The organism is Janthinobacterium sp. 67, assembly GCF_002797895.1.
Lineage (GTDB): Bacteria > Pseudomonadota > Gammaproteobacteria > Burkholderiales > Burkholderiaceae_D > Janthinobacterium.
Genome location: NZ_PGES01000001.1, coordinates 855,387 through 878,824, shown reverse-complemented (window position 1 = coordinate 878,824; position 23,438 = coordinate 855,387). Strand labels below are relative to the sequence as shown.

General features: G+C 63.8%; 22 protein-coding genes. 13 read left to right on the top strand and 9 right to left on the bottom strand.

The genetic code is table 11. The annotated features are described in order from the left end of the window. Positions 1 to 194 precede the first annotated feature (194 nt). From CLU90_RS03890 to CLU90_RS03865, 6 genes are all read left to right on the top strand, one after another. Positions 195 to 770 carry a helix-turn-helix domain-containing protein gene (locus tag CLU90_RS03890; protein WP_070218654.1) on the top strand — a complete coding sequence of 192 codons (576 nt, stop codon included), beginning with the start codon at positions 195 to 197 and terminating at the stop codon, positions 768 to 770. Positions 771 to 940: 170 nt separating this feature from the next. Then, a complete protein-coding gene (locus CLU90_RS03885) occupies positions 941 to 1,867 on the top strand; it encodes an STM4015 family protein (RefSeq protein WP_100427242.1) in 927 nt (308 codons plus the stop codon). Between the two features lie 6 nt (positions 1,868 to 1,873). Next, positions 1,874 to 2,950: an STM4014 family protein gene (locus CLU90_RS03880; RefSeq protein WP_100427241.1), complete on the top strand. Its 1,077-nt coding sequence runs from the start codon at positions 1,874 to 1,876 to the stop codon at positions 2,948 to 2,950. After that, positions 2,943 to 3,785, top strand: coding sequence for an STM4013/SEN3800 family hydrolase (locus CLU90_RS03875; protein WP_100427240.1), 843 nt, complete (start codon positions 2,943 to 2,945; stop codon positions 3,783 to 3,785). Before CLU90_RS03880 ends, CLU90_RS03875 begins: the two co-directional genes overlap by 8 nt. Then, positions 3,782 to 5,161, top strand: coding sequence for an STM4012 family radical SAM protein (locus tag CLU90_RS03870; protein WP_198511141.1), 1,380 nt, complete (start codon positions 3,782 to 3,784; stop codon positions 5,159 to 5,161). The genes CLU90_RS03875 and CLU90_RS03870 overlap by 4 nt, the downstream gene beginning before the upstream one ends. Beyond that, positions 5,155 to 6,054: an STM4011 family radical SAM protein gene (locus CLU90_RS03865; RefSeq protein ID WP_198511140.1), complete on the top strand. Its 900-nt coding sequence runs from the start codon at positions 5,155 to 5,157 to the stop codon at positions 6,052 to 6,054. The genes CLU90_RS03870 and CLU90_RS03865 overlap by 7 nt, the downstream gene beginning before the upstream one ends. Positions 6,055 to 6,129: 75 nt before the next feature. Here CLU90_RS03865 and CLU90_RS03860 read toward each other — a convergent pair whose 3' ends face one another. After that, positions 6,130 to 8,325: a prolyl oligopeptidase family serine peptidase gene (locus CLU90_RS03860; RefSeq protein WP_092716455.1), complete on the bottom strand. Its 2,196-nt coding sequence runs from the start codon at positions 8,323 to 8,325 to the stop codon at positions 6,130 to 6,132. A 411-nt stretch (positions 8,326 to 8,736) separates the two neighbouring features. Between CLU90_RS03860 and CLU90_RS03855 the strand changes: the two genes are divergently transcribed. After that, on the top strand, positions 8,737 to 10,524 hold the full coding sequence (locus CLU90_RS03855) for a GGDEF domain-containing protein (RefSeq protein ID WP_100427239.1): 1,788 nt from the start codon (positions 8,737 to 8,739) through the stop codon (positions 10,522 to 10,524). 25 nt (positions 10,525 to 10,549) lie between these two features. Here CLU90_RS03855 and CLU90_RS03850 read toward each other — a convergent pair whose 3' ends face one another. The 5 genes from CLU90_RS03850 to CLU90_RS03830 all read right to left on the bottom strand — a co-directional run bounded on the left by CLU90_RS03850 (position 10,550) and on the right by CLU90_RS03830 (position 15,027). Then, positions 10,550 to 10,978, bottom strand: coding sequence for a DUF6386 family protein (locus CLU90_RS03850; RefSeq protein WP_092716451.1), 429 nt, complete (start codon positions 10,976 to 10,978; stop codon positions 10,550 to 10,552). Further along, positions 10,975 to 11,451 carry a DUF4262 domain-containing protein gene (locus CLU90_RS03845; RefSeq protein WP_092716449.1) on the bottom strand — a complete coding sequence of 159 codons (477 nt, stop codon included), beginning with the start codon at positions 11,449 to 11,451 and terminating at the stop codon, positions 10,975 to 10,977. The genes CLU90_RS03850 and CLU90_RS03845 overlap by 4 nt, the downstream gene beginning before the upstream one ends. 93 nt (positions 11,452 to 11,544) lie before the next feature. Then, positions 11,545 to 12,933 carry a tetratricopeptide repeat protein gene (locus CLU90_RS30075; RefSeq protein ID WP_092716667.1) on the bottom strand — a complete coding sequence of 463 codons (1,389 nt, stop codon included), beginning with the start codon at positions 12,931 to 12,933 and terminating at the stop codon, positions 11,545 to 11,547. Positions 12,934 to 13,108: 175 nt separating this feature from the next. Beyond that, entirely contained in the window at positions 13,109 to 13,738 is a 630-nt protein-coding gene (locus tag CLU90_RS03835; RefSeq protein WP_175539376.1) for a 3'-5' exonuclease, read from the bottom strand. Between the two features lie 38 nt (positions 13,739 to 13,776). Next, positions 13,777 to 15,027, bottom strand: coding sequence for an Hsp70 family protein (locus CLU90_RS03830; RefSeq protein ID WP_092716447.1), 1,251 nt, complete (start codon positions 15,025 to 15,027; stop codon positions 13,777 to 13,779). Between the two features lie 179 nt (positions 15,028 to 15,206). On the opposite strand from CLU90_RS03830, the gene CLU90_RS03825 reads away from it, so the two are divergent. After that, positions 15,207 to 17,258: an Ig-like domain-containing protein gene (locus CLU90_RS03825; RefSeq protein ID WP_100427238.1), complete on the top strand. Its 2,052-nt coding sequence runs from the start codon at positions 15,207 to 15,209 to the stop codon at positions 17,256 to 17,258. Positions 17,259 to 17,496: 238 nt separating this feature from the next. Continuing rightward, positions 17,497 to 18,534 carry a LacI family DNA-binding transcriptional regulator gene (locus CLU90_RS03820; RefSeq protein WP_232731065.1) on the top strand — a complete coding sequence of 346 codons (1,038 nt, stop codon included), beginning with the start codon at positions 17,497 to 17,499 and terminating at the stop codon, positions 18,532 to 18,534. Positions 18,535 to 18,586: 52 nt separating this feature from the next. On the opposite strand, the gene CLU90_RS03815 is transcribed toward CLU90_RS03820, so the two are convergent. Then, positions 18,587 to 18,973: a YidB family protein gene (locus CLU90_RS03815; RefSeq protein WP_058050394.1), complete on the bottom strand. Its 387-nt coding sequence runs from the start codon at positions 18,971 to 18,973 to the stop codon at positions 18,587 to 18,589. 293 nt (positions 18,974 to 19,266) lie between these two features. Here CLU90_RS03815 and CLU90_RS03810 point away from each other — a divergent pair, with 293 nt between their 5' ends. The 3 genes from CLU90_RS03810 (at position 19,267) to CLU90_RS03800 (ending at position 20,857) form a co-directional block, all read left to right on the top strand. Then, on the top strand, positions 19,267 to 19,479 hold the full coding sequence (locus tag CLU90_RS03810) for a hypothetical protein (RefSeq protein ID WP_034751103.1): 213 nt from the start codon (positions 19,267 to 19,269) through the stop codon (positions 19,477 to 19,479). Between the two features lie 109 nt (positions 19,480 to 19,588). Continuing rightward, positions 19,589 to 20,296 (top strand): hypothetical protein, encoded by a 708-nt coding sequence (locus tag CLU90_RS03805; protein ID WP_092716438.1) that lies wholly within the window; start codon positions 19,589 to 19,591, stop codon positions 20,294 to 20,296. An 87-nt stretch (positions 20,297 to 20,383) separates the two neighbouring features. Further along, on the top strand, positions 20,384 to 20,857 hold the full coding sequence (locus tag CLU90_RS03800) for a DUF6328 family protein (RefSeq protein ID WP_092716436.1): 474 nt from the start codon (positions 20,384 to 20,386) through the stop codon (positions 20,855 to 20,857). Positions 20,858 to 20,890: 33 nt separating this feature from the next. Here the strand turns inward: CLU90_RS03800 and CLU90_RS03795 are convergent, their stop codons facing one another. Together CLU90_RS03795 and CLU90_RS03790 are read right to left on the bottom strand one after the other, a co-directional pair. Then, the gene (locus CLU90_RS03795) at positions 20,891 to 21,349 is read right to left on the bottom strand and encodes a DUF421 domain-containing protein (protein WP_092716663.1); all 459 of its coding nucleotides are present in this window, start codon (positions 21,347 to 21,349) and stop codon (positions 20,891 to 20,893) included. A gap of 30 nt (positions 21,350 to 21,379) precedes the next feature. After that, a complete protein-coding gene (locus CLU90_RS03790) occupies positions 21,380 to 22,303 on the bottom strand; it encodes a LysR substrate-binding domain-containing protein (protein WP_092716434.1) in 924 nt (307 codons plus the stop codon). Between the two features lie 102 nt (positions 22,304 to 22,405). Here CLU90_RS03790 and CLU90_RS03785 point away from each other — a divergent pair, with 102 nt between their 5' ends. After that, positions 22,406 to 23,422, top strand: a complete 1,017-nt coding sequence (locus tag CLU90_RS03785; RefSeq protein ID WP_092716432.1) for an aldo/keto reductase — start codon at positions 22,406 to 22,408, stop codon at positions 23,420 to 23,422. Positions 23,423 to 23,438: the final 16 nt, after the last annotated feature.

Here is a 23,438-nt window from a genome sequence, read left to right as displayed (position 1 = left end):
TTGTGGTATCCGTGTGACCTCAGCCGCCATAGGGAAAAGCGGCCGCTTGACCGGTGCGCGCACTATGCTGTACCGTGAAGCGCTGTTTGAAGTCTACACGTTTCCGTGTTTTTCCTCAAAATCCACTATTTCGAACTGAAATTCAATATAGTGGATATTACCCAAGCCTTTTGAACTTTGCAAGCTACCTGCCGATGAAAACCAGCGTTTCGACCAATTCTCCGCCCGAAGTGGGCGCCACCCTGCAACGGCTGCGCCTGGCGCGCGGCCTGACACTCGAGGATTTGTCGCGCATCGCCGGCGTATCGAAGTCCATGCTGTCGCAAATCGAGCGCGAAAAAGCCAATCCCACCATCGCCATCACGTGGCGCCTGGCGAACGCCCTGGGCGTGCAGATCGGCGAATTGCTGTCCAGCGCGGAAAAAGCCGTGGAAACCATCCGCATCACGGACGCCCACGAAACCCCCACCCTGCCCGGCGACCACGCGGGCTACGTGCTGCGCATCCTGGGGCCGATGGAACTGGCGGGCAAATATGAATGGTATGAAGTGACCCTGGCGCCGGGCGGCGAACTGGCGTCGCAGCCGCACGACCCGGGCACGACCGAGCATTTGACGGTCATCCACGGCAACCTGGAGCTGGAAGTGGGCGCGGCGAAGAAAAAGGTCAAGAATGGCGGCACGGCCCGCTATCCGGCCGACCAGCCGCATACCATCCGGAATTTGGGCAAGACCGAGGGCAAGGCGCTACTCGTGGTCATCCACAGATAAGCAGCTCCTGCGGTGCGCAATATGCCTGAATGTCTATGCTAAGATTTTAGAATAGACAAGATTTCCAGGCCTGGATGTCTTCGCAGAGCGTCGCGGCACATCCCGGCTCATCCAGCACCGCTGCCACCGCGCGGCATCCAGGCCTCCAACGCCAACACGGAGCCCACGCGATGACCATTTCCGACAGCACCACCACCTTCCACAACAAGAAAGTCGTCCAGTACGACCCTGACTTGCCGTTCGACGCCTCGCCCGGCATCGTCTACCGCCTGTCGCTCGAATACGACGACGAGCGCAAGATGGACGAGCTGATCTCCGGCTTTCTCGCCAAGGCCGACAAGCACGCGCTGGAAGCGCTGATCATCGGCATGTGGGGCGACCCCTACGAATCGGGCGCCGACGAGGTGATGGCCGCGCTGATCGCCCACGCGCCGCAGCTGCCCAACTTGCGCGCCCTGTTCATCGGCGACATGACGTACGAGGAATGCGAAATCTCGTGGATCGTGCAAGGCAGCTACAAGCCCCTGCTGGACGCTTTCCCGCTGCTGCAGGAATTGCGCATCCGCGGCGGCAATGAACTCGTCATCGAACCGTTCGCCCACCAGCACCTGCGCCGCTTCACCATCGAAGCGGGCGGCCTCGATCAAAAGATCGCCGAAGCACTGGCGCAATCGAGCATGCCGCAGCTGGAACATCTGGAACTGTGGCTGGGTACGGACGACTACGGCTTTTCCGGCGACGTCGACCTGTACCGCAAGGTGCTGGCGAAGCTGATCGTGCCGACCTTGCGCTACCTGGGCCTGCGCGACGCCGAAATCGCCGACGACCTGGCCGTCTGGCTGGCGGAAGAACCGCTGGTGGCGCAACTCGACACCCTGGACCTGTCGCTGGGCACAATCGGCGACCTGGGCGCCGTGGCCGTGCTCAATCATACGCAACTGGGCAAGCTGAAACGCCTGGACCTGTCGCACCACTACATCTCGGAAGAAAACCAGGCGAAATTGAAGGCGCTGCCGTTCGAGGTGGTGCTGGACGATCCGCAGGAAGCCGATGAAGACGACGGCGAAAGCTATCGTTATGTCGCCGTCGGCGAATAAATACCGATGCTTTTACTGGCGACACAGGGCAGCAAGCGCGTGCGGCTGATGCAGGCGGCGCGCGCACAGCTGCGCCTGCCGCCCGCGCAAGTGCTGGAATGGCGCGACTGGCTGGCGCAGCCGGCGCTGCTGGAAGGCGCTTTGCGCCAGGCCGGCCGGCTGAAGATCGAGCCGCCCGGCGACGATCCCGCCGCCCATGGGCTGTTGCTGGACGCGGGCTGCCGGCTGCTGGACCGTCCTCCGGTCGAGGGGCCCGCGCATGGCGAATTGCTGGCCATGGATGCGTGGTTTGCCGGCTTTTCCAAGGCCATGCAGGACCTGGAGAGGCAACTGGTGGCCATGCCGCACATACGCGTCTTCAATGTGCCAGCCGAAATCTGTCTCATGACGGACAAGCTGGCCTGCCAGCGCCACCTGGCCGCGCACGGCATCGCCATTCCCGCCCTGCTGGGACCCGTGCATGGTTACGACCACCTGCAATCGCTGCTGCACGAACACCAGCTTGACCGCGTCTATTTAAAGCCTCGCTACGGCTCGTCCGCGTCCGGTGTCGTCGCCTACCGCAGGAACAAGGCGGGGCGGCAGCAAGCCACGACCTCGGCCGCCTTGCAGCTGGGAGGCGGCGCGGCGCGTCTGTTCAACGTCAAGCGCATGGCCCGCTACGAGACCCGGCGCGACATCGCCGCCCTCGTGGACGCCTTGGCCGCGCAACAGCTGTATGCGGAAGCGTGGTTGAACAAGCCGCGCTGCGGCGACGGCCATTACGACCTGCGCATCGTCACTGTGGCGGGCCGGCCCGCGCACCGCGTGGCGCGCATCGGACAGCAGATGATGACCAATCTGCACCTCGACAACCGGCGTGGCGACGCGGCAGTCCTCCTGCACGCAGACGACCTGGCGGCGCTGGAAACGACCGCCACCCTGGCCGCACGCGCCTTCCCGCACAGCCACGTGACGGGCTACGACCTCGTCGTGCGCCACGGCCAGGCCCGCGTGCTCGAAGCGAACGCCTTCGGCGACCTGCTGCCAGGCCTGTTGTGGCAAGGCGCGGACACCTACGCAGCGCAACTGAATCATGTTTAAAGATACAGCAGCCATCCCCGACATGCACGCCGTCGTCGGCAGCCACGACATCGTCTTCATCACGCTCGACACTTTGCGCTATGACGTGGCGCAAGCCCTGTATGAGGCGGGCGAACTGCCCGTGCTGGGGCGCTTGCTGCCGCCGGGCGGCTGGGACAAGCGCCACTCGCCCGCCACGTTTACCTACGCGGCGCACCAGGCCTTCTTTGCAGGTTTCTTGCCCACGCCGGCCGCGCCGGGCCGCCATCCGCGCCTGTTCGCCTCCGCTTTTTCTGGCAGCGAAACCACCTCGCCGCACACGTTTGCCTTCAAGGAAGCGGACCTGCCCGCCGCACTGGCCGCGCGCGGCTACCGCACCATCTGCATCGGCGGCGTGGGTTTCTTCAATAAACAGACCGCCTTGGGCACCGTGCTGCCGTCGCTGTTCCAGGAAAGCCACTGGAGCGCGGGCATGGGCGTGTCCAGCCGCCATTCGACGCAAAAGCAGGTGGCGCTGGCGACCCGGCTGCTGGCGCAAAACGACCAGCGCACCTTCTTGTTCATCAACGTGGCCGCCCTGCACACGCCGAACCGCGCCTACCTGCCTGGCTGCCGCAGCGATAACCTCGATAGCCATGCGGCCGCCCTGCGCTATGTCGACAGCGCGCTGGCGCCCCTGTTTGCCGCCTGCGCCGCGCGCGCGCCCACGTTCGCCATCGTCTGCTCGGACCATGGCAGCGCCTATGGCGAAGACGGCTACCGTGGCCACAGGGTCGCCCATGACAGCGTGTGGACTGTGCCATACGCACACTTCGTCGTCGCGCCAGATACCATTTCCCAGGAGTCCCCACCGTGAACCCATCCGAACAACCGGGCACCCTGGCGCAGCGCATGCGCCACACGCCCTACCAGGCGTACTCGTACTCGTATCCGCACAAGGCGGCCTACCGCGCCTTGCCGCAGGCCGCGCCGCTGGCGCCCCTGTGGGCGCAGCAGGACCGCTCCGCCCTCTTCGCCTACATCCACATCCCGTTTTGCGAGATGCGCTGCGGCTTTTGCAACCTGTTCGCCATGGCGCGCCCCGGCGCCGACATGGTCGAGCGTTACGTGCGGCAGGTGCTGGTGCAGATGCGCGCCCTCGATGGCGCGCTCGGTGAACGGCGCTTTGCCCGCTTCGCGCTCGGTGGCGGCACGCCCACCTATCTGTCGCCCACGCAGCTCGACACCTTGCTGTGCGGCGCGCGCGACATCCTCGGCATCGATTTGCAGGCGACGCCGGCCGGCATCGAAGCGTCGCCCGAAACCGTCACGGCCGAGCGGCTTGCCGTGTGCCGCGCGCATGGCATCGACCGGGTCAGCCTCGGCATCCAGAGCTTTGCCGCCGGCGAGATGCGCGCGCTGGCCCGGCCCCAGCAAAACGCCACCGTCCATCACGCCATCGGCCTGATACGCGCGGCAGGATTTCCCACCCTGAACCTGGACCTGATCTATGGCATCGCCGGGCAAACCGTGGCCAGCCTGCTCGCTTCCATCGATAGCGCATTGGCCTTCCGGCCAGAGGAAATCTATCTGTATCCGCTGTATGTACGGGAACAAACGGGTCTTGGAAAAGTGGCGCGCCGCCAGGGGGCCGCGTCGCTCAACCCCATCATGCTGGCCCGCGATGGCGACAGCCGTCTGGCCCTGTACGCGGCCGCGCGCGACCATTTGCGCGCCCAGGGCTATGAGCAGGTGTCGATGCGCATGTTCCGCGCACCGCATGCGCCCGAGCAGAACGGGCCCTCGTACTGCTGCCAGAACGACGGCATGGTGGGCCTGGGCGCGGGCGCCCGTTCCTACACTTCGCGCCTGCATTATTCGAGCGAATACGCGGTGGCGCGCACACAGACCATCGGCATCATCGAACAGTATCTGGCGCTGGACGAGGCACGCTTCGGGCAGGCGGAGCACGGCTACGTCCTCGATGATGCGGAACAGCGCCGCCGCTACGTGATCCAGTCGCTGCTGACGGAACCGGGCCTGGACCGCGACGCCTACGCGACGCGCTTCGGCAGCCGCTGCGAGCTTGATCTGCCGCAGCTGGCCGAGCTGCACTCCTTGGCCCTGGTGGAAGAAGATGGCCCGCTGCTGCGCCTGAATGACCGCGGCTACAGCTACGCCGACACCATCGGCCCGTGGCTGGCGTCCGAGACGGTGCGCGCGCTGATGGCCGAAGGCGGCCAGGCGTGCTGACAACGCAAGCGCCAACGCTGTCCCTGCTGTATCGCGGCACGCTTTCGAGCTGTAATTACGCCTGCGGCTACTGCCCGTTCGCCAAGAAGCGCGACAGCCATGCCACCCTGGCCCGCGATGCGCGTGAAGTGGCGCGTTTTACCGGCTGGGTGGCGGCACAAAAACGGGACATCGGCGTCCTGTTCACGCCGTGGGGCGAAGCGCTGGTGCGGCGCCAGTACCGCGCGGCCATGCAGACGCTGGCTGCCTTGCCCCACGTGCGCCAAGTGGCGCTGCAGACGAATCTGTCCGGCCCCCTGAGCTGGTTGCGTGACATGCCAGGGCTGGAAAAAATCGGCCTGTGGTGCACCTACCACCCGGGCCAGACGACCGTGGCCCGCTTTCTCGAACGCTGCGCGAGGCTGGACGCGATGGGCGTGCGCTATTGCGTCGGCGTCGTCGCCATGAACGAGCACCTGGACGCCATCCGCGCCCTGCGCGCGGCCCTGCCGGAGCACGTCTATCTGTGGCTGAACGCCTACGACCGCCGTGGCCCCGGCTACTACAGCGGGGAAGACCTGGCCTGGCTCGATGCCGTCGACCCGTGGTTTGCGCAAAACCGCCGCCCGTCGCCCTCGCGCGGCAAGCCATGCCTGGCGGGCGAAGCGTCGCTGTCCGTCGATGGCGATGGCGAACTGACACGCTGCCATTTCGTGCCGGAGCGCTTGGGGAATCTGTACGTGGATGACTTGGCAGACATGCTACAGGAACGCCGCTGCCCGCGCTTCAAGTGCGATTGCTATATCGGCTATGCACAGCGCAAGGATTTGCCGTTTCAAACGGTGTTCGGGGAGGGAGTATTGGCGAGGATTGTGACCGTAAGTCGGATTAGCGGGGCGAAAAGCCCCGCGTAATCCGACATCTTGCTGGCATGACGGATGTTGTCGGATCACGCGCGGCGATGCCGCGCCAATCCGACCTGCCGTATTTTACTGCGCAGCCACCTTGGCCGGCTCCGCCACTACCGGCGTCATCTTCAAGGAACGGCTGAGGAAGCCCCAGCGGTCCGCCACTTCTTCGATCTGCTTGGTCGTCGGCTTGCCGGCGCCATGGCCCGCCTTGCTATCGATGCGGATCAGCACGGGCGCGGCACCGCCTTGCGCTGCCTGGGCGGCGGCGGCGAACTTGAAGCTGTGGGCAGGCACGACGCGGTCGTCGTGGTCGGCCGTCGTGATCATGGTGGCCGGATAGCAGCCGCCCGCCTTCAGGTTGTGCAGCGGCGAGTACTTCACCAGCGCCTTGAACTGTTCGGCGTCGTCCGACGAACCGTAGTCAGGCACCCAGCCCCAGCCCACTGTAAACTTGTGGAAGCGCAACATGTCGAGCACGCCCACTTGCGGGATGGCCGCCGCGAACAAGTCGGGACGCTGCGTCATGGCCGCGCCCACCAGCAGGCCGCCATTGCTGCCGCCGCCGATCGCCAGCTTCGATGGCGAAGTAACCTTGTTGTCCACCAGCCATTGCGCCGCGCCGATAAAGTCGTCGAACACGTTTTGCTTGTTCAGCTTGGTGCCAGCCTGGTGCCAGGCTTCGCCGTACTCGCCGCCGCCGCGCAGGTTGGCCATCACGTAGACGCCGCCCATTTCCACCCAGGCAAGATTCGCCACGGAGAAGCTTGGCGTGAGCGAAATATTGAAGCCGCCATAGCCGTACAGATAGGTCGGGTTGGAACCGTCGAGCTTCATGCCTTTTTTCGAGACGATGAACATCGGCACCTTGGTGCCGTCGCGGCTGGTGAAGAATTGCTGGCGTGTTTCAAAGGCGTTCGGGTCGAAATCGACCTTCGGCTGGCGGTATACCGTGCTCTTGCCCGACTTCATGTCGTAGCGGTAGATGGTCGCTGGCGTCGTGAAGCTGGTAAACGAGTAAAACGTTTCCGTATCGCCGCGCTTGCCCGCAAAGCCGCCGGCCGAACCGATGCCCGGCAAGGCCACTTCGCGCACCAGCTTGCCGTTCAGGCCGACGATCTTGATTTGCGTTTGCGCATCTTTCAAGTAGTCGAGCACCAACTGGTTGTTGATCAGGTTGACGGCGACGAGGGTTTCCGCCGCTTCCGGCACGATTTCCTTCCAGTCGGATGGCTGCGGTTTGCGCGTATCGATGGCGATCACGCGCGATTTTGGCGCCTTGTTGTCCGTCTTGAAGAAGAACACGGGACCGTCATTGTCGATGAACGAGTACGAAGCATCGAACTCTTCCAGCAAGCCCACGACCTTGGCGTTCTTCTGGCGCAAGTCCTTGTAGAAGATGCGGTTCTTGCGTTCCGTGCCTTGCGTGGCCGTGATGATCAGATAATTGCCGTCGTCGCTGACGGTGCTGCCGCCGAACGCCCATTCCTTCTGGTCGGGACGGTCGAAGACCAGTACGTCGTCGCTTTGCGGCGTGCCGATCTTGTGGAAATACAATTTCTGGAAGTAATTGATATCGGCCAGCTTGGTGGCTTCGTTCGGCGCGTCATAGCGGCTGTAGAAGAAACCGGTGTTGTCCTTGGTCCACGAGGCGCCCGAGAACTTGGCCCACTGGATGTGGTCCGTCAAATCCTTGCCCGTCTCGATGTCGCGCACTTTCCACTCGTTCCAGTCGGAACCGGAAGCGGCCGTGGCGTACGCCAGGTACTTGCCGTTCGGGCTGATCGAGGTGCCGGCCAGCGCCACCGTGCCATCCGTGGACAGGGTGTTCGGATCCAGCAGCAGGCGTGGCTCGTCCGTCAGTTTTTTCACCGTGTACAGCACGGCCTGGTTTTGCAAGCCGTCATTGCGGCTGTAGAAGTAGCGGCCGCCCTGCTTCGTTGGTGTAGAGAAACGCTCATAGTTCCACAGCTTGGTCAGGCGCTGCTTGATCGCGGCGCGCTCGGGGATGGTGCCCAGGTACGACTGCGTCAGCTTGTTTTGCGCCGTGACCCACTCGCCCGTTTCCGCGCTGTTGGCATCTTCCAGCCAACGGTACGGATCGGCAATGGTGGTGCCGAAATAGCTGTCTTGCTGGTCGACTTTTTTGCTGACAGGATACGTCACCGGAGCGCCGTCGCCGGCCGGGCACGATGGCGTCGCGGCGCTTTGCGCCAGGGCATTGCCACCGAAAGCGGCCAGCAAGCTGAATATGAGGGTTGCACTACGTAATTGCATGGGTTGTTTGTCTCATTGTTGGATGTCGAGGAAAGCAGGCCAGGCATACGCCGCGGCTGCCCATGTTGACTTTCGCCAAGAGAAATCATAGCGCGGATTGCCACTTTTAAAGCACAGTTATCTGAGGAATTTGCCGTCTTTTGTTTGGCAAATTCACATGGATCGCCATGATAAATCTCGCTTTCCGCGAAATCGACAAGCTGACGTTCATACAAGAAACATTATCAAAAGCAAAGTCGTTTCATCAAGCTGTCATAAATCTTCTTTACTATCGGCAACATGTTCATGGCCCGTCCAGAGGCCGTGCCGCCACAGCCTCCTATGCACACTCTCGCCCTCCCTTCCACCACCGCCGCGCCGCCCGGCGTGATGCCATCGAACGTGGCTTACCTGAAACCGCCATCGCTTCCCATGACCATCGAAGGGACGGACGCCTTGCACGAGATCCTCGCGGGCCGCAAGCTCAGCGCGCTGTTCCAGCCCATCATCCACATGCACAGCGGCGACATCATCGGTTACGAAGGCTTGATACGGGGGCCGTCCGACAGCCCCCTGCACGCGCCGATGAATCTGTTCAAGGTGGCGCGCGCGCACGATCTGACCCTGGAAGTGGAACACCTGTGCCGGCAAGTGGTGCTTGAACGCTTCGCCGAACTGCAGTTGCCGGGAAAACTGTTTCTCAACGTCAGCCCCGAATGCCTGCTGCTGCGCAATGCCCGCCATGGCGAAACCCTGGAATACATCGAGCACATCGGCATCAATCCGGACCGTGTCATCATCGAGCTGACGGAAAACCAGCCCACCTACGATTACGAGCTGATGCGCGAGGCGGTGCTGCATTGCCGTAACATGGGTTTCCAGATCGCCATTGACGACCTCGGTGAAGGTTTTTCCAGCCTGCGCCTGTGGTCGGAACTGCGCCCGGAATACGTGAAGATCGACATGCATTTCATCCAGGGCATCAACAACGATCCCGTGAAACTGCAGTTCGTGCGCTCGATCCAGGAAATCGCGGAGAAATCGGGCACCCTGGTCATCGCCGAAGGCATCGAGGCGCAGACGGAATTGCTGGTCTTGCGCGACCTGGGCGTGGCGTTCGGGCAAGGCTATCATTTGGGCCGGCCCAACGCCGTGCCGGCGCGCGCCCTGCCGGCCGAAGTGGTGCAGGCGCTGGGGCGCAATGGCGTGGCCGTGTATCCGCAGCGCAGCAGCCTGGAAAAAAATGGCGCCAGCATCCGCAAGCTGCTGCACAAGGTGGCGGCCGTGTCGCCGCAGCTCAACAATAACGAGGTGTACGATATCTTCCTGAAGGAACCGAAGCTGATGATCATTCCCGTCGTCGACGACGGCGTGCCGCTGGGCCTGATCAGCCGCTTCGACATGATCGACCACTTCGCCCGCCCTTACCAGCGCGAACTGTATGGTAGGAAATCATGCAGCCTGTTCATGGATGCCACGCCCCTGATTGCCGACCACGAGACGAGCTTGCAGGAACTCAGCTACACGATGGTGCAATCCGATGCCCACCACCTGTTCAACGGCTTCATCATCACCGAGCACGGCCGTTACCTGGGCATGGGCACGGGCCACGACCTGATGCGCGAAATCACGCAGATGCAGATCAACGCGGCCCGCTACGCCAACCCGCTGACACAATTGCCCGGCAACGTGCCCATCAACGAACATATCGACCGCTTATTGCACAGCGGCAGCCGCTTCTGGGTCTGCTATTGCGACCTCGACCACTTCAAGCCCTTCAACGATGTGTACGGCTACCGCAAGGGCGACGACGTAATCCAGCTGACGGGAGAAATCCTCAGCAGCCATTGCGACCCGAACCGCGACTTCATCGGCCACATCGGCGGCGACGATTTCATGATTCTGTTCCAGAGCGAAGACTGGGAAACGCGCTGCCAGGCCATGCTGGACGACTTCGCGGCCGCCATCCTCGCCTACTACAGCACGGGCGACTGCGAACGGGGCGGCTACATCAGCGAAGACCGGCAAGGCAAGAAAGTGTTTTACTCGTTGATCAGCTTGTCGCTGGGCGTCATCAAGGTCGAGGCGCACCAGTACTACACGCACCACCAGATCGCCACGCAGGCGGCCGAAGCAAAGAAGCAGGCAAAGAAAATCCACGGCAACAGCCTGTTCCTGGACCGGCGGCAAGGCACGGGCGCGGCGCGCATGGATGCCTAGCCCGGGGCAATACGGGTACGCAAGATCAAATACGCACAAGGTCGCCAAACGCATTGCCGCTGCGCGCATCGGGCACGAATGCCAGGCTGATGTGGGCGCCATCGCGGCGCGCCTGCACACGGTAGCTGCCTGCGGGCAGGTCCACGAACAGGCCGCCATAGGCCGTGTCCGGTTCCAGGCCGCCGCCCGTGACGTCCTCTCCGGCGCCGATGAAGACGCGGCCCGAGACGACGGCCAGGTGCACGATCACCTGCGGCTCGGCAAGTTCGGCATGCAAGGCGAGTTCATACGCGCCGTCGCCGCCCACGTTGAAAAACGCCGCTTGCCCCGCATTCACGGCCGCCAGTTCCGCGCTGGGGATGCTCCACCAGTCGCAGTCGTCTTCCAGCCTGTGGCGCAAGAGGGCCGGGTCGAACACGCACACGGTAGCCGTACCCGTGACGATGCGCGTCATGCGGCCAGCGGCGCCGGTCCCAGCAGGGGCTGGCTCGCCACATACTGCGCGCTCGCTTGCGCCTGCCATGGAAAATGCCCATCGCGCGACGGCCAGACGATCTGGTACAAAGTAAAGTCATCGCCCTGGTAATACCAGCGCGCATAGCCGACGTAGTCGCGGTATTGCTCGACCGGCACACGCACGAAGGCGCACTGATGGCCTTCCAGCAAGACGTCCGTGGTGGCCGTGAAATCCGTGATGGCGCCGCTGCGCGCGGCATCCAGCGCCACGTCGAGTATCTGGTGGGCCATGTGTCGCGGCAAGCCCATGATGAGAAATTCAGGCTGGCCGAAGCTGTGGCCAGCGCCTATGGTAAAAGCATAGCCGGGACCTTCTTCATCGGCACCGATATGCACGCCATGCCAGCCATGCGTGGCGATGTCGTCGATGACTTTTTGCTCGGATGCGTCCTCGCCTGCCTGCCTTACCATGTTCCACCTTTCACTGTGCCAAGAACGACGCCGCCTTCGCGACATGCCTGTCGGCAATTATCGCATGCAGCGCCAGCCCATGCGCGCACAGTCTCAGTCGCGCGGCGGCAGTTGTGGAAAGCGCAGCTGGTGCCATTGCCGCATGCGCTGCTGCGCCTCCTGCAGCTGCGCCGGTTCCAGCCTGGACGCCGCCGCTTCCCGGGCCCTGGCCGCCCCGCTATCGCCGCCCTCGGCCGCCAGCGCCAGCCACACGTAGCCGCAGACGCGATCCCTCTCCACGCCGCGACCGCTGTTGTACATGCCGCCCAGATTGTACTGGGCCAGCGCATGGCCCTGGCCGGCCGCGCGCGCATACCATTGCACGGCCAGGCCGTCGTCTTGCGGCACGCCATGGCCGTTCGCATACATGACGCCCAGGTTGTTCTGCGCGCTGGCGTCGCCCTGGTCGGCAGCCGTGCGGTACCAGCGCACGGCGCACACCTCGTCGCGCTCCACGCCCTGGCCATTGGCATACATCACGCCCAGGTTGAACTGCGCATTCGACGCACCCTGGGCCGCCGCCCTCGCATACCAGTCCAGCGCCTGGCGCAAATCGCGGGTGACGCCGCGCCCGCCCGCAAACATGCCGCCCAGATTGTATTGCGCCATGCAATGACCTTGCAGGGCGGCACGCCGGTACCAGGCGACGGCGCGCGCCTCGTCCTTGTCCACGCCCTGCCCGCGCGCCAGCATCAGGCCCAGGTTGAACTGGGCGTCGGCGTCATCCTGCTCGGCTGCCCGCTGCAGCCAGGCATAGGCGCGCAGCTGGTCGGGCGCCACGCCCAAACCTTCCGCATACGCCACGCCAAGTTGCCGCTGCGCCACGGCCAGTCCCTGGGCGGCGGCCTGGCGGAACCAGGCCAGCGCCTGCGCATCGCTCTGCACCACGCCCTGGCCCCGCTTGTAGACGAGCCCCAGGTTCAGCTGCGCCTGCGCATCGCCCTGCAAGGCTGCCTTGCGGAACCAGGCCAGGGCCAGCGCATCGTTCTTTTTCGCGCCGAGACCCTGGGCATACGCTTCGCCCAGCAAGGATTGCGCGCTGGCCACGCCCTGTTCTGAAGCGCGGTAAAACCACGCCAGGGCCAGCTCGTCGCTCTGCGGAACACCGCGTCCCCTGCGGTACATCTGTCCCAGGTTTTGCTGGGCCGAGGCGTCACCCTGGGCGGCTGCGCGGCGAAACCACAGCACGGCGTCTTCATCGCTCTGCTCCACGCCGCGGCAATGGTAATACATGGCACCCAGGTGATTCTGCGCGAACGCCAGCCCCTGCAGCGCGGCCAGGCGCAGCCAGACAAAGGCGCGCGCATCGTCCTGCGCCACGCCTTCGCCCTTTTTGTACATCAATCCCAGGTTGAACTGGGCGTAGGCATTGCCCTGCTCGGCAGCCGTGCGGAACCAGATATACGCCTGGTGGCTATCTCTGGCAGTATGGTGCTTGTCCATGTGCGCCCCCATCCACATCGCGCTTGCCGACAGCACGCGCAAAACGGCGGCCCAGGGCGGCGAATCGTGTGTTGCCTAAATTTTAAATTCGATGCGGGGGAAGGGCTTGAGCAGGCTCAAACGAAATAACAAAATCATATCGTTTTGATGAGCCCGCTTAGAGAGGAATCGGCGCTCAGCGGCGCGATGGATGCTTTTGCAGGAATTGCGGCACCTTGGCGGCGGCCAGCTTGTTCAGCGACACGAGCAAGTCCGCGTCGACGTCGGCGATGCCGTAGCTGCTGCGCAAATGGCGGCCGATATGGATCAGCACTTGCGCCGCCACTTCCGCATCGGATTCGGCCCTGTGGGCGGCGCTCTTGAAGGCGATGCCCAGCTGGCTCGACAGCTGGCCCAGCTTGTAGCTGGCCATGCCGGGAAACACGCGGCGCGACAGTTTTAATGAACACACGAGCGACTGGTGCGCCGGTGTCAGGTTCAGCCTGGCGCTTTCCGCGCGCAGGAATTTTTCATCGAAGCTGGCATTGTGCGCCGACAAGGCATCGCTGCCGATAAAGTCGAGCAACTGCGGCACCACCTCGGCCACGGGCGGCGCCTTGTCGACCATCGCCTGCGTAATGCCCGTCAAGCCCGTGATGAACGAGGGAATGCGCGCATTGCAATTGATCAGGGTCACGTAGCGGTCCGTGATCCGCCCGCCCTCGATACGCAGCGCCGCCACTTCCGTGATGCGGTCGCCCATGTCGGGCGACAATCCGGTCGTCTCGAAGTCGATCATGACGATCGGTTTGTCAAACACATTCATGAAGTCAGGCTCTTTCTGCGATGCTGCGGTGGGCCAGCTTAGCCGAACTTGCGCACGGCGTCCAGCGCCAAGCCGGCACCAATACTGCCGAACAAGTCGCCTTCGACCTTGCGCGCGGCCGGCACCAGGGCCGCGATCTTTTCACGCAGCAAGCGCACGCCGCTGGAGCCGCCCGTAAAGAAGACGGTGTCGACGGCTTCCGGCGCCACGCCCGCGTCGCGCAGCAAACGCAACACGGTGTCTTCCACGGAACCGCACAGGTGGCCAATGGCCTCGTCGAACTGCGCGCGTTTGAGCAGCAGGCTTTGCGCGGGCGACAAGCGGTCCAGTTCCAGCTGCACTTCGGCCGCATCGGACAGGGCGATCTTGCCCTCTTCCACTTTCATGGCCAGCCAGTGGCCGGCGCGCTCGTCGATCAGCTTTTGCAGACGCCCCATCTTGTCTTGCTCACGCGCATCGCGGCACACGTCGGCCAGTTGCACCCAGATCTTCTTCGTGTAGGCCAGGTTGATGGTATGCCAGGTCGCCAGGTTGAAATAATAGCTGGACGGCACTTCGCTATTATTGTGCAGGCGGCTGCCATAGCCGAGCAGCGGCATGACGGAAGACAGGCTCAGGTATTTATCGAAGTCCGTGCCACCGATGTGCACGCCGCCGGTGGCGAGGATATCGTCACGGCGCTCGGCCTTTTTCGCCCGTTCCGGCGACAAGCGCACCAGCGAAAAGTCGGAGGTGCCGCCGCCGATGTCGGCGATCAGCACCAGCTCTTCCTTGGTTATCTGCGACTCGTAGTCGAAGGCGGCGGCGATCGGCTCGAACTGGAAGGCGACGTCCTTGAAGCCGACGGAACGGGCCACTTCGGCCAACGTGTCTTGCGCCAGCTGGTCGGCTTGCACATTGTCATCGATAAAGAAGACGGGACGGCCGAACACGGCGGACGAGAATTCGCGGCCGGCGGACTGCTCGGCGCGGCGTTTCACTTCGCCAATGAATTGCGCCAACAGCATACGGAACGGCAGCGCGCGGCCGCCCACTTCCGTCTGGCCATCGATGAGACTGGTACCCAGCAAGCTTTTCAGCGAGCGCATCAAGCGCCCCTCGTAACCGGCCAGATAGCCGGCCAGCGCCGCGCGGCCAAAACTGACTTCCTCGTCTTCCGCATTGAAGAAGACGACGGACGGTAAGGTCGTCTTGCCATCTTCCAGGCCGAGCATGGTGCTCTGCCCGGGACGCGCCCAGCCTACCGTGGAATTTGACGTGCCGAAATCGACGCCGCAAGCATTGGCCATGTCGACCCTTCCCTGAATAAAGGGGCGTTATGTTATCAGAAGGCAGGGCTTTGCACCAGCAAAACCCGTCCGACGAGCTCAACAGCATAAGCTTGCTTTGCATCAAGTACCAGCCGCCCGCAAAAGATACTCTTGGGAAATTAACGCCGAGCAACTCGGCCAGCTCCCGGAGACCCGTCGTGCCCCATGCTCCCCTGCGCCACCTGTCCGCTGCCTTGCTGGCGGCTTTCCTCGTTTCCCTGGCCGGCTGCGGCGGCGGTTCGGCCGATACCCAGGCCGGCGCCGGTTGCGGGCTGCACGGCACGGCAGGCTGCGGCGGCAGCCCGCCACCCCTCAATCCGCCCGTCACGCCACCGGTGACGCCGCCCGTGATACCGCCAGTCACGCCGCCCGAGCCGGCCACCCTGGCCAGCGCCGTCAACCTCGTGTTTTCCAGCACGGAACTGGCTTCGGCGGGCCTGGCCGGCAGTGAAGTGGCCGTCACGGCCCTCGTCAAGGATGACGCCAACCTCGCCTTGCCCAACGCGAAGATTTCCTTTGCTACCGATTCCGGCATCCTCGGCAGCGTCGATGCCGTGACGGACAAGAATGGCCAGGCGCGCGCCCTGCTGGGCACGGGAGGCGCCAACAGCAACCGCAGCATCACCGTGACGGCCAATGTGGGCATGCGCAGCGGCAAGGGTACGGTGGCCGTCACGGGCAGCACCGTGGAAGTGCTGGGGCCCGCCGCCTTGATGCTGGGCCAGGGCGCCGACCTCACCGTCACCGTGCGCGACTCGGCGCGCAAACCCGTTTCCGGCGCCGCCATCGCCTACAGCACGGGCGCCGGCAACGGCGTGCGTGTCAAGGATGGCGGCGCAGCGCTCAGCAATGCGCAAGGCCAGCTGGTGCTGCGCCTGACGGCAGGCAGCCTGGGCAAGGATGCCGTGTCCGTCAATGCGCTGGGCGCGGCCGCCACACAGGCGTATGCCGTGGCGGGCAGCGACCTGCGCCTGAGCCCGGCCGTAAGCCAGGATGCCGGCGGCGCCGACGTGTTGCCGGAAGTGGTCACCCTGGCGTGCCAGCCCATCGACGTGCGCTACGACAAGGCGGGCGTGGCGCAAACGGGTAGCGCCAGCCTGTCGACCTCGCGCGGCAGCCTGTTTGCGGACAGCGCCTGCAGCCAGGCCTTGCCTGTCAGCTTGATGTTCAGCAATGGCAACTTGCCGCGCAGCTATGTGCAATCGGCCAACGCGGGCGTGGCCACCATCACGGCGGCCGTGGCCGGCGGCCCCTCGGCGCAGACGCGGCTGGAATTCGTCGCGCCCCTGAGCGCCGCCAGCAAATTGGCCGTGCAAGCGGAGCCGGCCGTGCTGCGCGCCAATATGACGCCATCGGCCGGCAGCGCCAGTATCAGCATCATCGGCGCCGCCGTGCGCGATGGCACGGCCAACAACCTGGTCAAGAACGCGCCCGTGCTGTTTACCATCTTGAGCGACCCCAGCGGCGGCTACCTGCGGCAGGCGGGCCGCGTGCTGACGGGCAGCGACGGCCTGGCGCGTGCCGAGTACGTGGCGGGAGCAGCCGACAGCGGCCGCGATGGCGTACTGATCCAGGCCCGCATCGAGGGCGCTGCGCAAGCGGCGGCCACGGCCCTCGTGCGCCTGACGGTGGCGCGGCAAGCGCTGTCGATCAAGCTGGGCACGGGCAGCCTGCTGCGCGAGTATTCAGCCAGCGTGCTGCAAAAGGACTTTGCCGTATTCGTATCCGACAGCGCCGGCAACGCCGTGCCCGGCGTCGCCATCACGGCCGCCGCCTGGCCCAGCCGCTATGCCAAGGGATACTATGTGTGGCAAGCGGACAAGCCCGAGTTCCCCGACACGGGCGTCTGGCGCCTGGCCCTGCCCAATTACAGCTGCGCCAACGAGGACGTCTTGCGCAATGGTATTTTTGATGCCGCCTACGATGGCAACGGCAATGGCGTGCTCGACCCGGGCATTCCCCTGACCGTCAGCGCCAGCGGCCTGAGCGACGCGCTGGGCATGGCCACCGTCACCGTCAGCTATCCGCGCAACTTCGGTTCCTGGGTGCGCATCGCATTGACTGTGCGGGGTACGGTGAGCGGCACGGAAGCGAGCGCCACGGCGGACTTCCCCTTACCCACCCTGGCCAGCGATTTCAGCGCCCGCCGCGTGGACCCGCCGGGACGCATCAGCCCTTATGGCAGCGGCCCCTGCGACAGTCCAGATTGAGGAGCAAGCATACCACTTGCCATTAAATCAAATTATTTGCAACATGGATAAGAAAACAGTCTTGCCACATGGAAATATTTTCGCTATGCTCATTTTTCCCGCCCAGGCCGCCACAAGCGGCCGGGCCTGCAGGAATACTTTGAGACAGGTTGCTTGCCAGACCACTATGCGAAAAAAGAATACTGTAGCCAGGACATCCAGCACCACCACCCGCGCCATACCCGGTGCCGATCGGCGCGTGACCTCGTATGACGTGGCCCTGCTGGCCGGCGTGTCGCAATCGGCCGTGTCGCGCTGCTTCAAGCCGGGCGCCAGCGTTTCGCCAGCCACCCACGCCAAGGTCATGCAGGCGGCCATCAGCCTCGACTACATCCCCAATGCAGCCGCGCGCAGCCTGATCACGCGCCGCTCGAACCTGGTGGCCGTCATCATTTCCAACCTGGCCAATCTGTACTATCCGCAAGTATTGTCCGACCTGAGCCAGCAAATCGCCCGCCAGGGCAAGCGTCTCCTGTTGTTTACCCTCGAGCGCGAAGCGGACATCGGCAAGGTCTTGGGCGATGTGTGGCAATACCAGGTCGATGGCGCCGTCGTGGCCGCCTGCCTGTCGGACGAGCAGATGGCTGAATTCGGCCGGCGCGACGTGCCGCTGGTGCTGTTCAACCGCAGCCCGCGCGAGCACGCCGTGCATGCCGTGCTGTGCGACCAGGCCGAAGCGGCGCGCCTGCTCGTCTCGCGCCTGGCCGAGGCGGGCCACCGCCAGTTCGCCATCATCGACGGTCCCGGCGACTCGGCCGTCGCGCAGGAGCGCAAGGCCGGCATGCTGGACCGTCTGCTGAGCCTGGGCTTGCCCGCGCCCATCGTCGTCAGCGGCAACTACGATTACGCCAGCGGCGGACGCGGCTTGCGCAAGGTCATCGACCGCCTGGGCCGCGTGCCGGACGCCGTCATTTGCGGCAACGACATCATGGCCATCGGCTGCCTGGACACGGCGCGGCATCAGATGGGCATCGAAGTGCCGCTGCAAATGTCGGTGGCCGGTTTCGACGCGCTGGAAGCATCGGGCTGGCTCAGCTACGACATCACCACCCTGCGCCAGCCAGTGCAAAAGATGGCTACGGACGCCGTCGCCATGCTGGGCGAACTGATGGAACGGCGCGGCGGCATCGCCGAACGGCGCCGCTATTGCTCGTATCTGGTGGAGGGAAGTACGGCCAGGCTGACCAGTGAACCGGCGTATATGGCGCAACGTCTCGGCATGATGGCCGCCGCTTAAAACAAAAAAAACCTCGCATCGCTGCGAGGTTTTTGGTTGTGGCATTGTCTGATCAACCGAAGATCTTGCCCTTGAGCATATTCAAACCCTGGCTGACGAGGTCATTGCCTTCCGGCACCTGACCGTCGGGGGTCAGCTTGTCGATCAGTTGGGGCAGCAAGGCAGCCAGGCCGCCCGAGGCCGCGTCCGGTGCGACGCCCGCTTTTTCCGCGATCTGGCTGATCGTGTCGCTACCGAGCGCATCCTTGATCTGTTCGCCGGAGACGGGCGCATTGGCGCCCGTGCCGATCCAGCTGGCCACCTGGTCGCCCAGGCCGCTTTCCTGGAATTTCTGCAGCAAGCCGGGCAAGCCGCCATGCTGGTTGACCAGGTCCATCACACTGGCCATCAATCCCGATGGGGCTTCCCCGTCAGCACTCTTGTTGCCCAAAGCGCTCATCGCCTGTCCTGCAAGTTGATCTAGCAAACTCATCGTATTCTCCTGAACGCTATCGATTGGTGCCGCATGACTGCGGCGTCCGGCATGAACGCAGACCATTCTGCGCCATGGAAATCATTATACTATGAATAATAAAAATGCTATAATTACAATCTCGAGGCGAACGCATGGATAACCCCACTGTCGAGGCATCCACCTCCATCATATTTAGTTCGGCCCAACTTGCAAGCGTAAATTGACAGTTTGCAAAAACGTGTAGAATTAATTTTCCACTTACTGAGGAGTATCAACACATGAACATCAATAAAGCGGTAGACAAGGCTTACGAAAAAAAGACGTTCAAGGAAATCGCTGATGCGCCCGTCGATGCGCTGCAAGGCGTGAGCGAGAAGGATGCGGAGCTGCTCAAGCAAGCGTTCAATATCAAGACCGTGCGCGATCTGGCAAACCTGAAATACTCGAAGTGGGCGCGGGCCATCGTCACCCTGGCCGATACGGAAGAATAATCCGGGCCATGCCTCAGGCATTCCCGTCAGCACAGCCCGCCCCAGTCGGCGGGCTTTTTCATTCCGGCCCGCTATCGGCTCGCAAGCCGATAGCGGCGCGGAGGCGCCATTGGCCACGCCGCTGACCCTGCCAGGCATCTGCTGGCCCCTGCAAGCGAGCATGGGCCACCTTGCCGTCACCACACAGCACATCACGGGCCACTTTCGCGCCGGCGCAGGCGAAGACGCCATCGTCGCGTGCGATCTGCTGCCAGCTGGAAAATTTCGCAATGGCGCGGCGCGCCACTGGTGCCGCACGCACCAGTGCTACTGGGGCACCCTGGCCGACGTGGCCGACCGACAGGCAACGGGGCAGATGCGTTGCCGCCAGCACGCCAGCCCCATGGGCTATGTGCTGTATCCAACGCTGTTCGACCCCAGCCAGTTTCACGCCACGACCTTGCGCCTTGGCACGGATGGCTTGCTGCAACTGCGCGCCAAGGCCAATGACGGCGGCGCCCTGCTGGCGCGCGACACGGCCGCGCTGGCCATCGATTGCCGCGCCCTGCCCGGCCTGTTCCCCACCGACGTCGTGCAACTGAACATCACGCCGCCCGCCGTCCAGGCGTTCACCGCCGCCTTGCAGGCGGGCACGCCGCTGGACTGCAGCGACTGCGCCCGCTGCGGCCATCCGCACCTGGACCTGGGCAGCTTTGCGCTGGCGCCGCACCGCCGCCATAGTTGCGGCCATTGCGGCCACGACGCCTCGCACAGCGCCACGCCCATCGTCTCGACACCGCTGTGGCGCTTGCACCAACGCTACGCGCAATGGTTCTGACACAATACTTCTGAAGGTGCGCCCGCCCACAGTCGGCCTGGTCGCTTGTGCGTAGACTGGCGCCATCACCACCACGAGGACGCTCCCATGCCACACACGCCACACCAGGATGAAGATGGCCAGCCAGGCGAGGACGGCGACTTGTCCGACCTGCTCAGCGAATTGCGCATCCTCTTGCCCGGCGCACAGACCTTGACGGCCTTTCTCTTCCTGCTGCCCTTCAATGGCGGCTTCGCGAAAATCGTGCAGGCGGAAAAGATCGTCTTCCTGGCCACCTTCTTCTTTTCCATGGCGAGCCTGGTGCTGCTCAGCGCCCCGGCCATCCAGCACCGCGTCATGCGCCCCCTGCAAGACCGCGAACGCTTCAAGCGCAATGCCGACCGCATCATGATGGCGGGCGCCCTGTCGTTGGCAATGGCGTTTATCCTCGGTACCAACCTCGTGATATCGGAAGTGTTCGGCCAGGCCGCCGGCATCGTCGCCTGCGCGCTGATCGGTGCACTCGTCATTTGCATGTGGTGGTGGCTGCCCCTGCATTGGAAGCGCAGGAAGAAGATTTGACCAGGCCGCATGCTTTTGCACTTCTTTTTGCGCTTACTTTTGCAAAATGGTGATCTTGCCGTCCGCTTCCAAGAACGCGCATTTCATGTCCTGCAAGGGACAATCGGCCTCGCGCAGCGCCTGCTCCACGTCGCCGCCGGCCACCCGGCATTTTTTGACGACATCATCGAAAATCTGGCCATCGCGGCCCAGCAGCACGGGCGTGCCGTCGACCAGCTCGGCGAACTTGCGGCTGCGCGAACTCAGCCATGCGATCAGCATGTTGAGGCAAATCAGGGTCAATGCCAGTATCAGGCCGGCGGGTACGGAGTCGTCGCCGCCGGACAGGGAATTCGATACGGCCTCGCTCAGCAGCATGACGACCAGCAAGTCGAACGGCGTGAATTGCCCCACCGTCCGCTTGCCCGTCATGCGCACCATCAGCAGCAAGGCAAGGTAGATGACGACGGCGCGCGCCACCAGTTCCCATACCGGGACATCCATATCGAACATGGCCATCCTCCCGACAGGTGATTGCCTTATTTATACGTCTTTTTGCTCCGGCATGGCCACACCGCTGGCCTGCTCCAGCAAGGTTACACGGAAAATCCCCACCAGCGGACGCAGGTTGACCTTGTGCCAGGCCAGCCACAAGGGCGTGCGATAGCTGAACCACGGCAGTGTGCGCACCACCACGCCGGCCGGCGCGTGCTGGCGCAGGCTGCGCTGTATCATGGCCATGCCCAGCCCGGCCGCCACCAGGCCCAGCGCCGTCAAAGGCTCCGTCGCTTCCATGCGGATATCGGGCGTAAAACCGGCGCGCGCGCAGGCGGCGATGAAGTTATCGTGCTTCAGCACGCTTTCCTTGTGCAGCACGGCTATCCACTCTTCGCCTGCCAGGTCCTCGGGCGTGAGGTCGGCCTTGGCCGCCAGCGGGTGCGTCTCCGGCAAGGCCAGCAGCATGGGGTCGCTCAGCACTTGCGCGCAATCGAGGTCCGGGTCGTCCGGCAGCGGCGGTTCGCACAGCAGCGCGATATCGAGGCTGCGCTGGCGCAAGCCCTCGATTTGCTCGGCCGAATGCAGGTGGTACAGGGCGATGTGCACCTGCGGCCGCGTGGCGCGCAAGGCGCGCAAGCCATCGGGCAAGACGCCCGCATGCATGGCGTTCTCGATATAGCCGATGCACAAGCCCCCTTCGTCGCCGCGCCCCAGGCGTTTCGCCAGCGCTTCCAGGCGATTCCCGTGCGTGATAAAAGCGCGCGCTTCGGCGAGGAAAGTGTGGCCGTCGCGCGTGAGACGGATGCGCTGGGCGCTGCGCTCGAACAATGTCAGGCCCAGCCTGTCTTCAAGCTGGGCGATTTGCCGGCTCAGCGGCGATTGGGAAATGTGCAGGCGCTCGGCGGCCCGCCCCACGTGTTCTTCCTCGGCGACGGCGATGAAGTATTGCAATTGGCGCATGTCCAGCATATCAGACCTTTCAGGACTCAAGTTGCGCAAATTATGTCTTGGACAGGCTTAACTTGTCCAGCTATTCTGTCTTCACTGATCCACACATTGAAGGAAAACATCATGAGTATCAAACACTTACTGACAGGCAAACTGGGTTTCGGTACGGCGCCGCTGGGCAATATGTTCCGCAACATTCCCGAAGGCGAAGCGCTGGCGACCGTCGACGCAGCCTGGGAATCGGGCATCCGCTATTTCGATACGGCCCCGTTCTACGGCGCCGGTCTGGCCGAGCTGCGCCTGGGCGCTGCCCTGAAGCGGCGCCGCCGCGACGATTACGTGCTGAGCACCAAGGTCGGCCGCCTGATCCTCGACGCACTGGAAGATCCGGCAAGCCGCGAACTGGGCGAAAAAGGGGGCTTGTTCGAATTTGGCCGCAAGAACAAAATCGTCGATGACTACTCGGCCGACGCCACCCTGCGCTCGGTCGAAGACAGTTTGAAACGCCTGGATACGGACCGCCTCGACATCGTCTGGGTACACGACATCGCCCAGGATTTCCATGGCGACAACTGGCTGGCCCAATTTGAAACGGCCCGCACAGGCGCCTTCCGCGTGCTGACCCGCTTGCGCGAAGAAGGCGTGATCAAGGCCTGGGGTGTGGGCGTGAACAAGGTGGAACCGCTGGAACTGACCCTGGAACTGGCCGAAACCCAGCCCGACGCCTTCCTGCTGGCGGGCCGCTACACCCTGCTCGACCATGAACGGGCGCTGCAGCGATTGATGCCTGCTGCGGCGAAACAGAACGTCGACATCGTCGTGGGCGGTCCCTACAGCTCGGGCATCCTGGCCGGCGGCGCGCATTTCGAATACCAGAAAGCCTCGCCCGAGATCATTGCCAAGGTGGAACGCATCAAGGCGATTGCCGCGCGCCACGGCGTCAGCGTGAAGGCGGCCGCCCTGCAATTCTCGCTGGCCAACCCTGCCGTGGCTGCCGTGATCCCCGGCGCCAGCCGTCCGGAACGCCTGGCCGAAGACCAGCAAGCATTGAACAGCGTCATCCCCGCCGCCTTCTGGCAAGACATGCGCGCCGGGCAGCTGGTGTCGCCATTCGCTCCGCTGCCCGGCAGCACTCTCTAATATAGACACAAGGAAT

Bases quoted from the DNA above. Each gene is read 5' to 3' on its own strand.
- CLU90_RS03790 (WP_092716434.1), bottom strand. From the start codon at position 22,303: ATGCTGGACATGCGCCAATTGCAATACTTCATCGCCGTCGCCGAGGAA.
- CLU90_RS03835 (WP_175539376.1), bottom strand. From the start codon at position 13,738: ATGAATGTGTTTGACAAACCGATCGTCATGATCGACTTCGAGACGACC.
- CLU90_RS03795 (WP_092716663.1), bottom strand. From the start codon at position 21,349: ATGTTCGATATGGATGTCCCGGTATGGGAACTGGTGGCGCGCGCCGTC.
- CLU90_RS03880 (WP_100427241.1), top strand. From the start codon at position 1,874: ATGCTTTTACTGGCGACACAGGGCAGCAAGCGCGTGCGGCTGATGCAG.
- CLU90_RS03860 (WP_092716455.1), bottom strand. From the start codon at position 8,325: ATGCAATTACGTAGTGCAACCCTCATATTCAGCTTGCTGGCCGCTTTC.
- CLU90_RS03855 (WP_100427239.1), top strand. From the start codon at position 8,737: ATGACCATCGAAGGGACGGACGCCTTGCACGAGATCCTCGCGGGCCGC.
- CLU90_RS03830 (WP_092716447.1), bottom strand. From the start codon at position 15,027: ATGGCCAATGCTTGCGGCGTCGATTTCGGCACGTCAAATTCCACGGTA.
- CLU90_RS03885 (WP_100427242.1), top strand. From the start codon at position 941: ATGACCATTTCCGACAGCACCACCACCTTCCACAACAAGAAAGTCGTC.
- CLU90_RS03815 (WP_058050394.1), bottom strand. From the start codon at position 18,973: ATGAGCGCTTTGGGCAACAAGAGTGCTGACGGGGAAGCCCCATCGGGA.
- CLU90_RS03850 (WP_092716451.1), bottom strand. From the start codon at position 10,978: ATGACGCGCATCGTCACGGGTACGGCTACCGTGTGCGTGTTCGACCCG.
- CLU90_RS03785 (WP_092716432.1), top strand. From the start codon at position 22,406: ATGAGTATCAAACACTTACTGACAGGCAAACTGGGTTTCGGTACGGCG.
- CLU90_RS03875 (WP_100427240.1), top strand. From the start codon at position 2,943: ATGTTTAAAGATACAGCAGCCATCCCCGACATGCACGCCGTCGTCGGC.
- CLU90_RS30075 (WP_092716667.1), bottom strand. From the start codon at position 12,933: ATGGACAAGCACCATACTGCCAGAGATAGCCACCAGGCGTATATCTGG.
- CLU90_RS03800 (WP_092716436.1), top strand. From the start codon at position 20,384: ATGCCACACACGCCACACCAGGATGAAGATGGCCAGCCAGGCGAGGAC.
- CLU90_RS03845 (WP_092716449.1), bottom strand. From the start codon at position 11,451: ATGGTAAGGCAGGCAGGCGAGGACGCATCCGAGCAAAAAGTCATCGAC.
- CLU90_RS03890 (WP_070218654.1), top strand. From the start codon at position 195: ATGAAAACCAGCGTTTCGACCAATTCTCCGCCCGAAGTGGGCGCCACC.
- CLU90_RS03810 (WP_034751103.1), top strand. From the start codon at position 19,267: ATGAACATCAATAAAGCGGTAGACAAGGCTTACGAAAAAAAGACGTTC.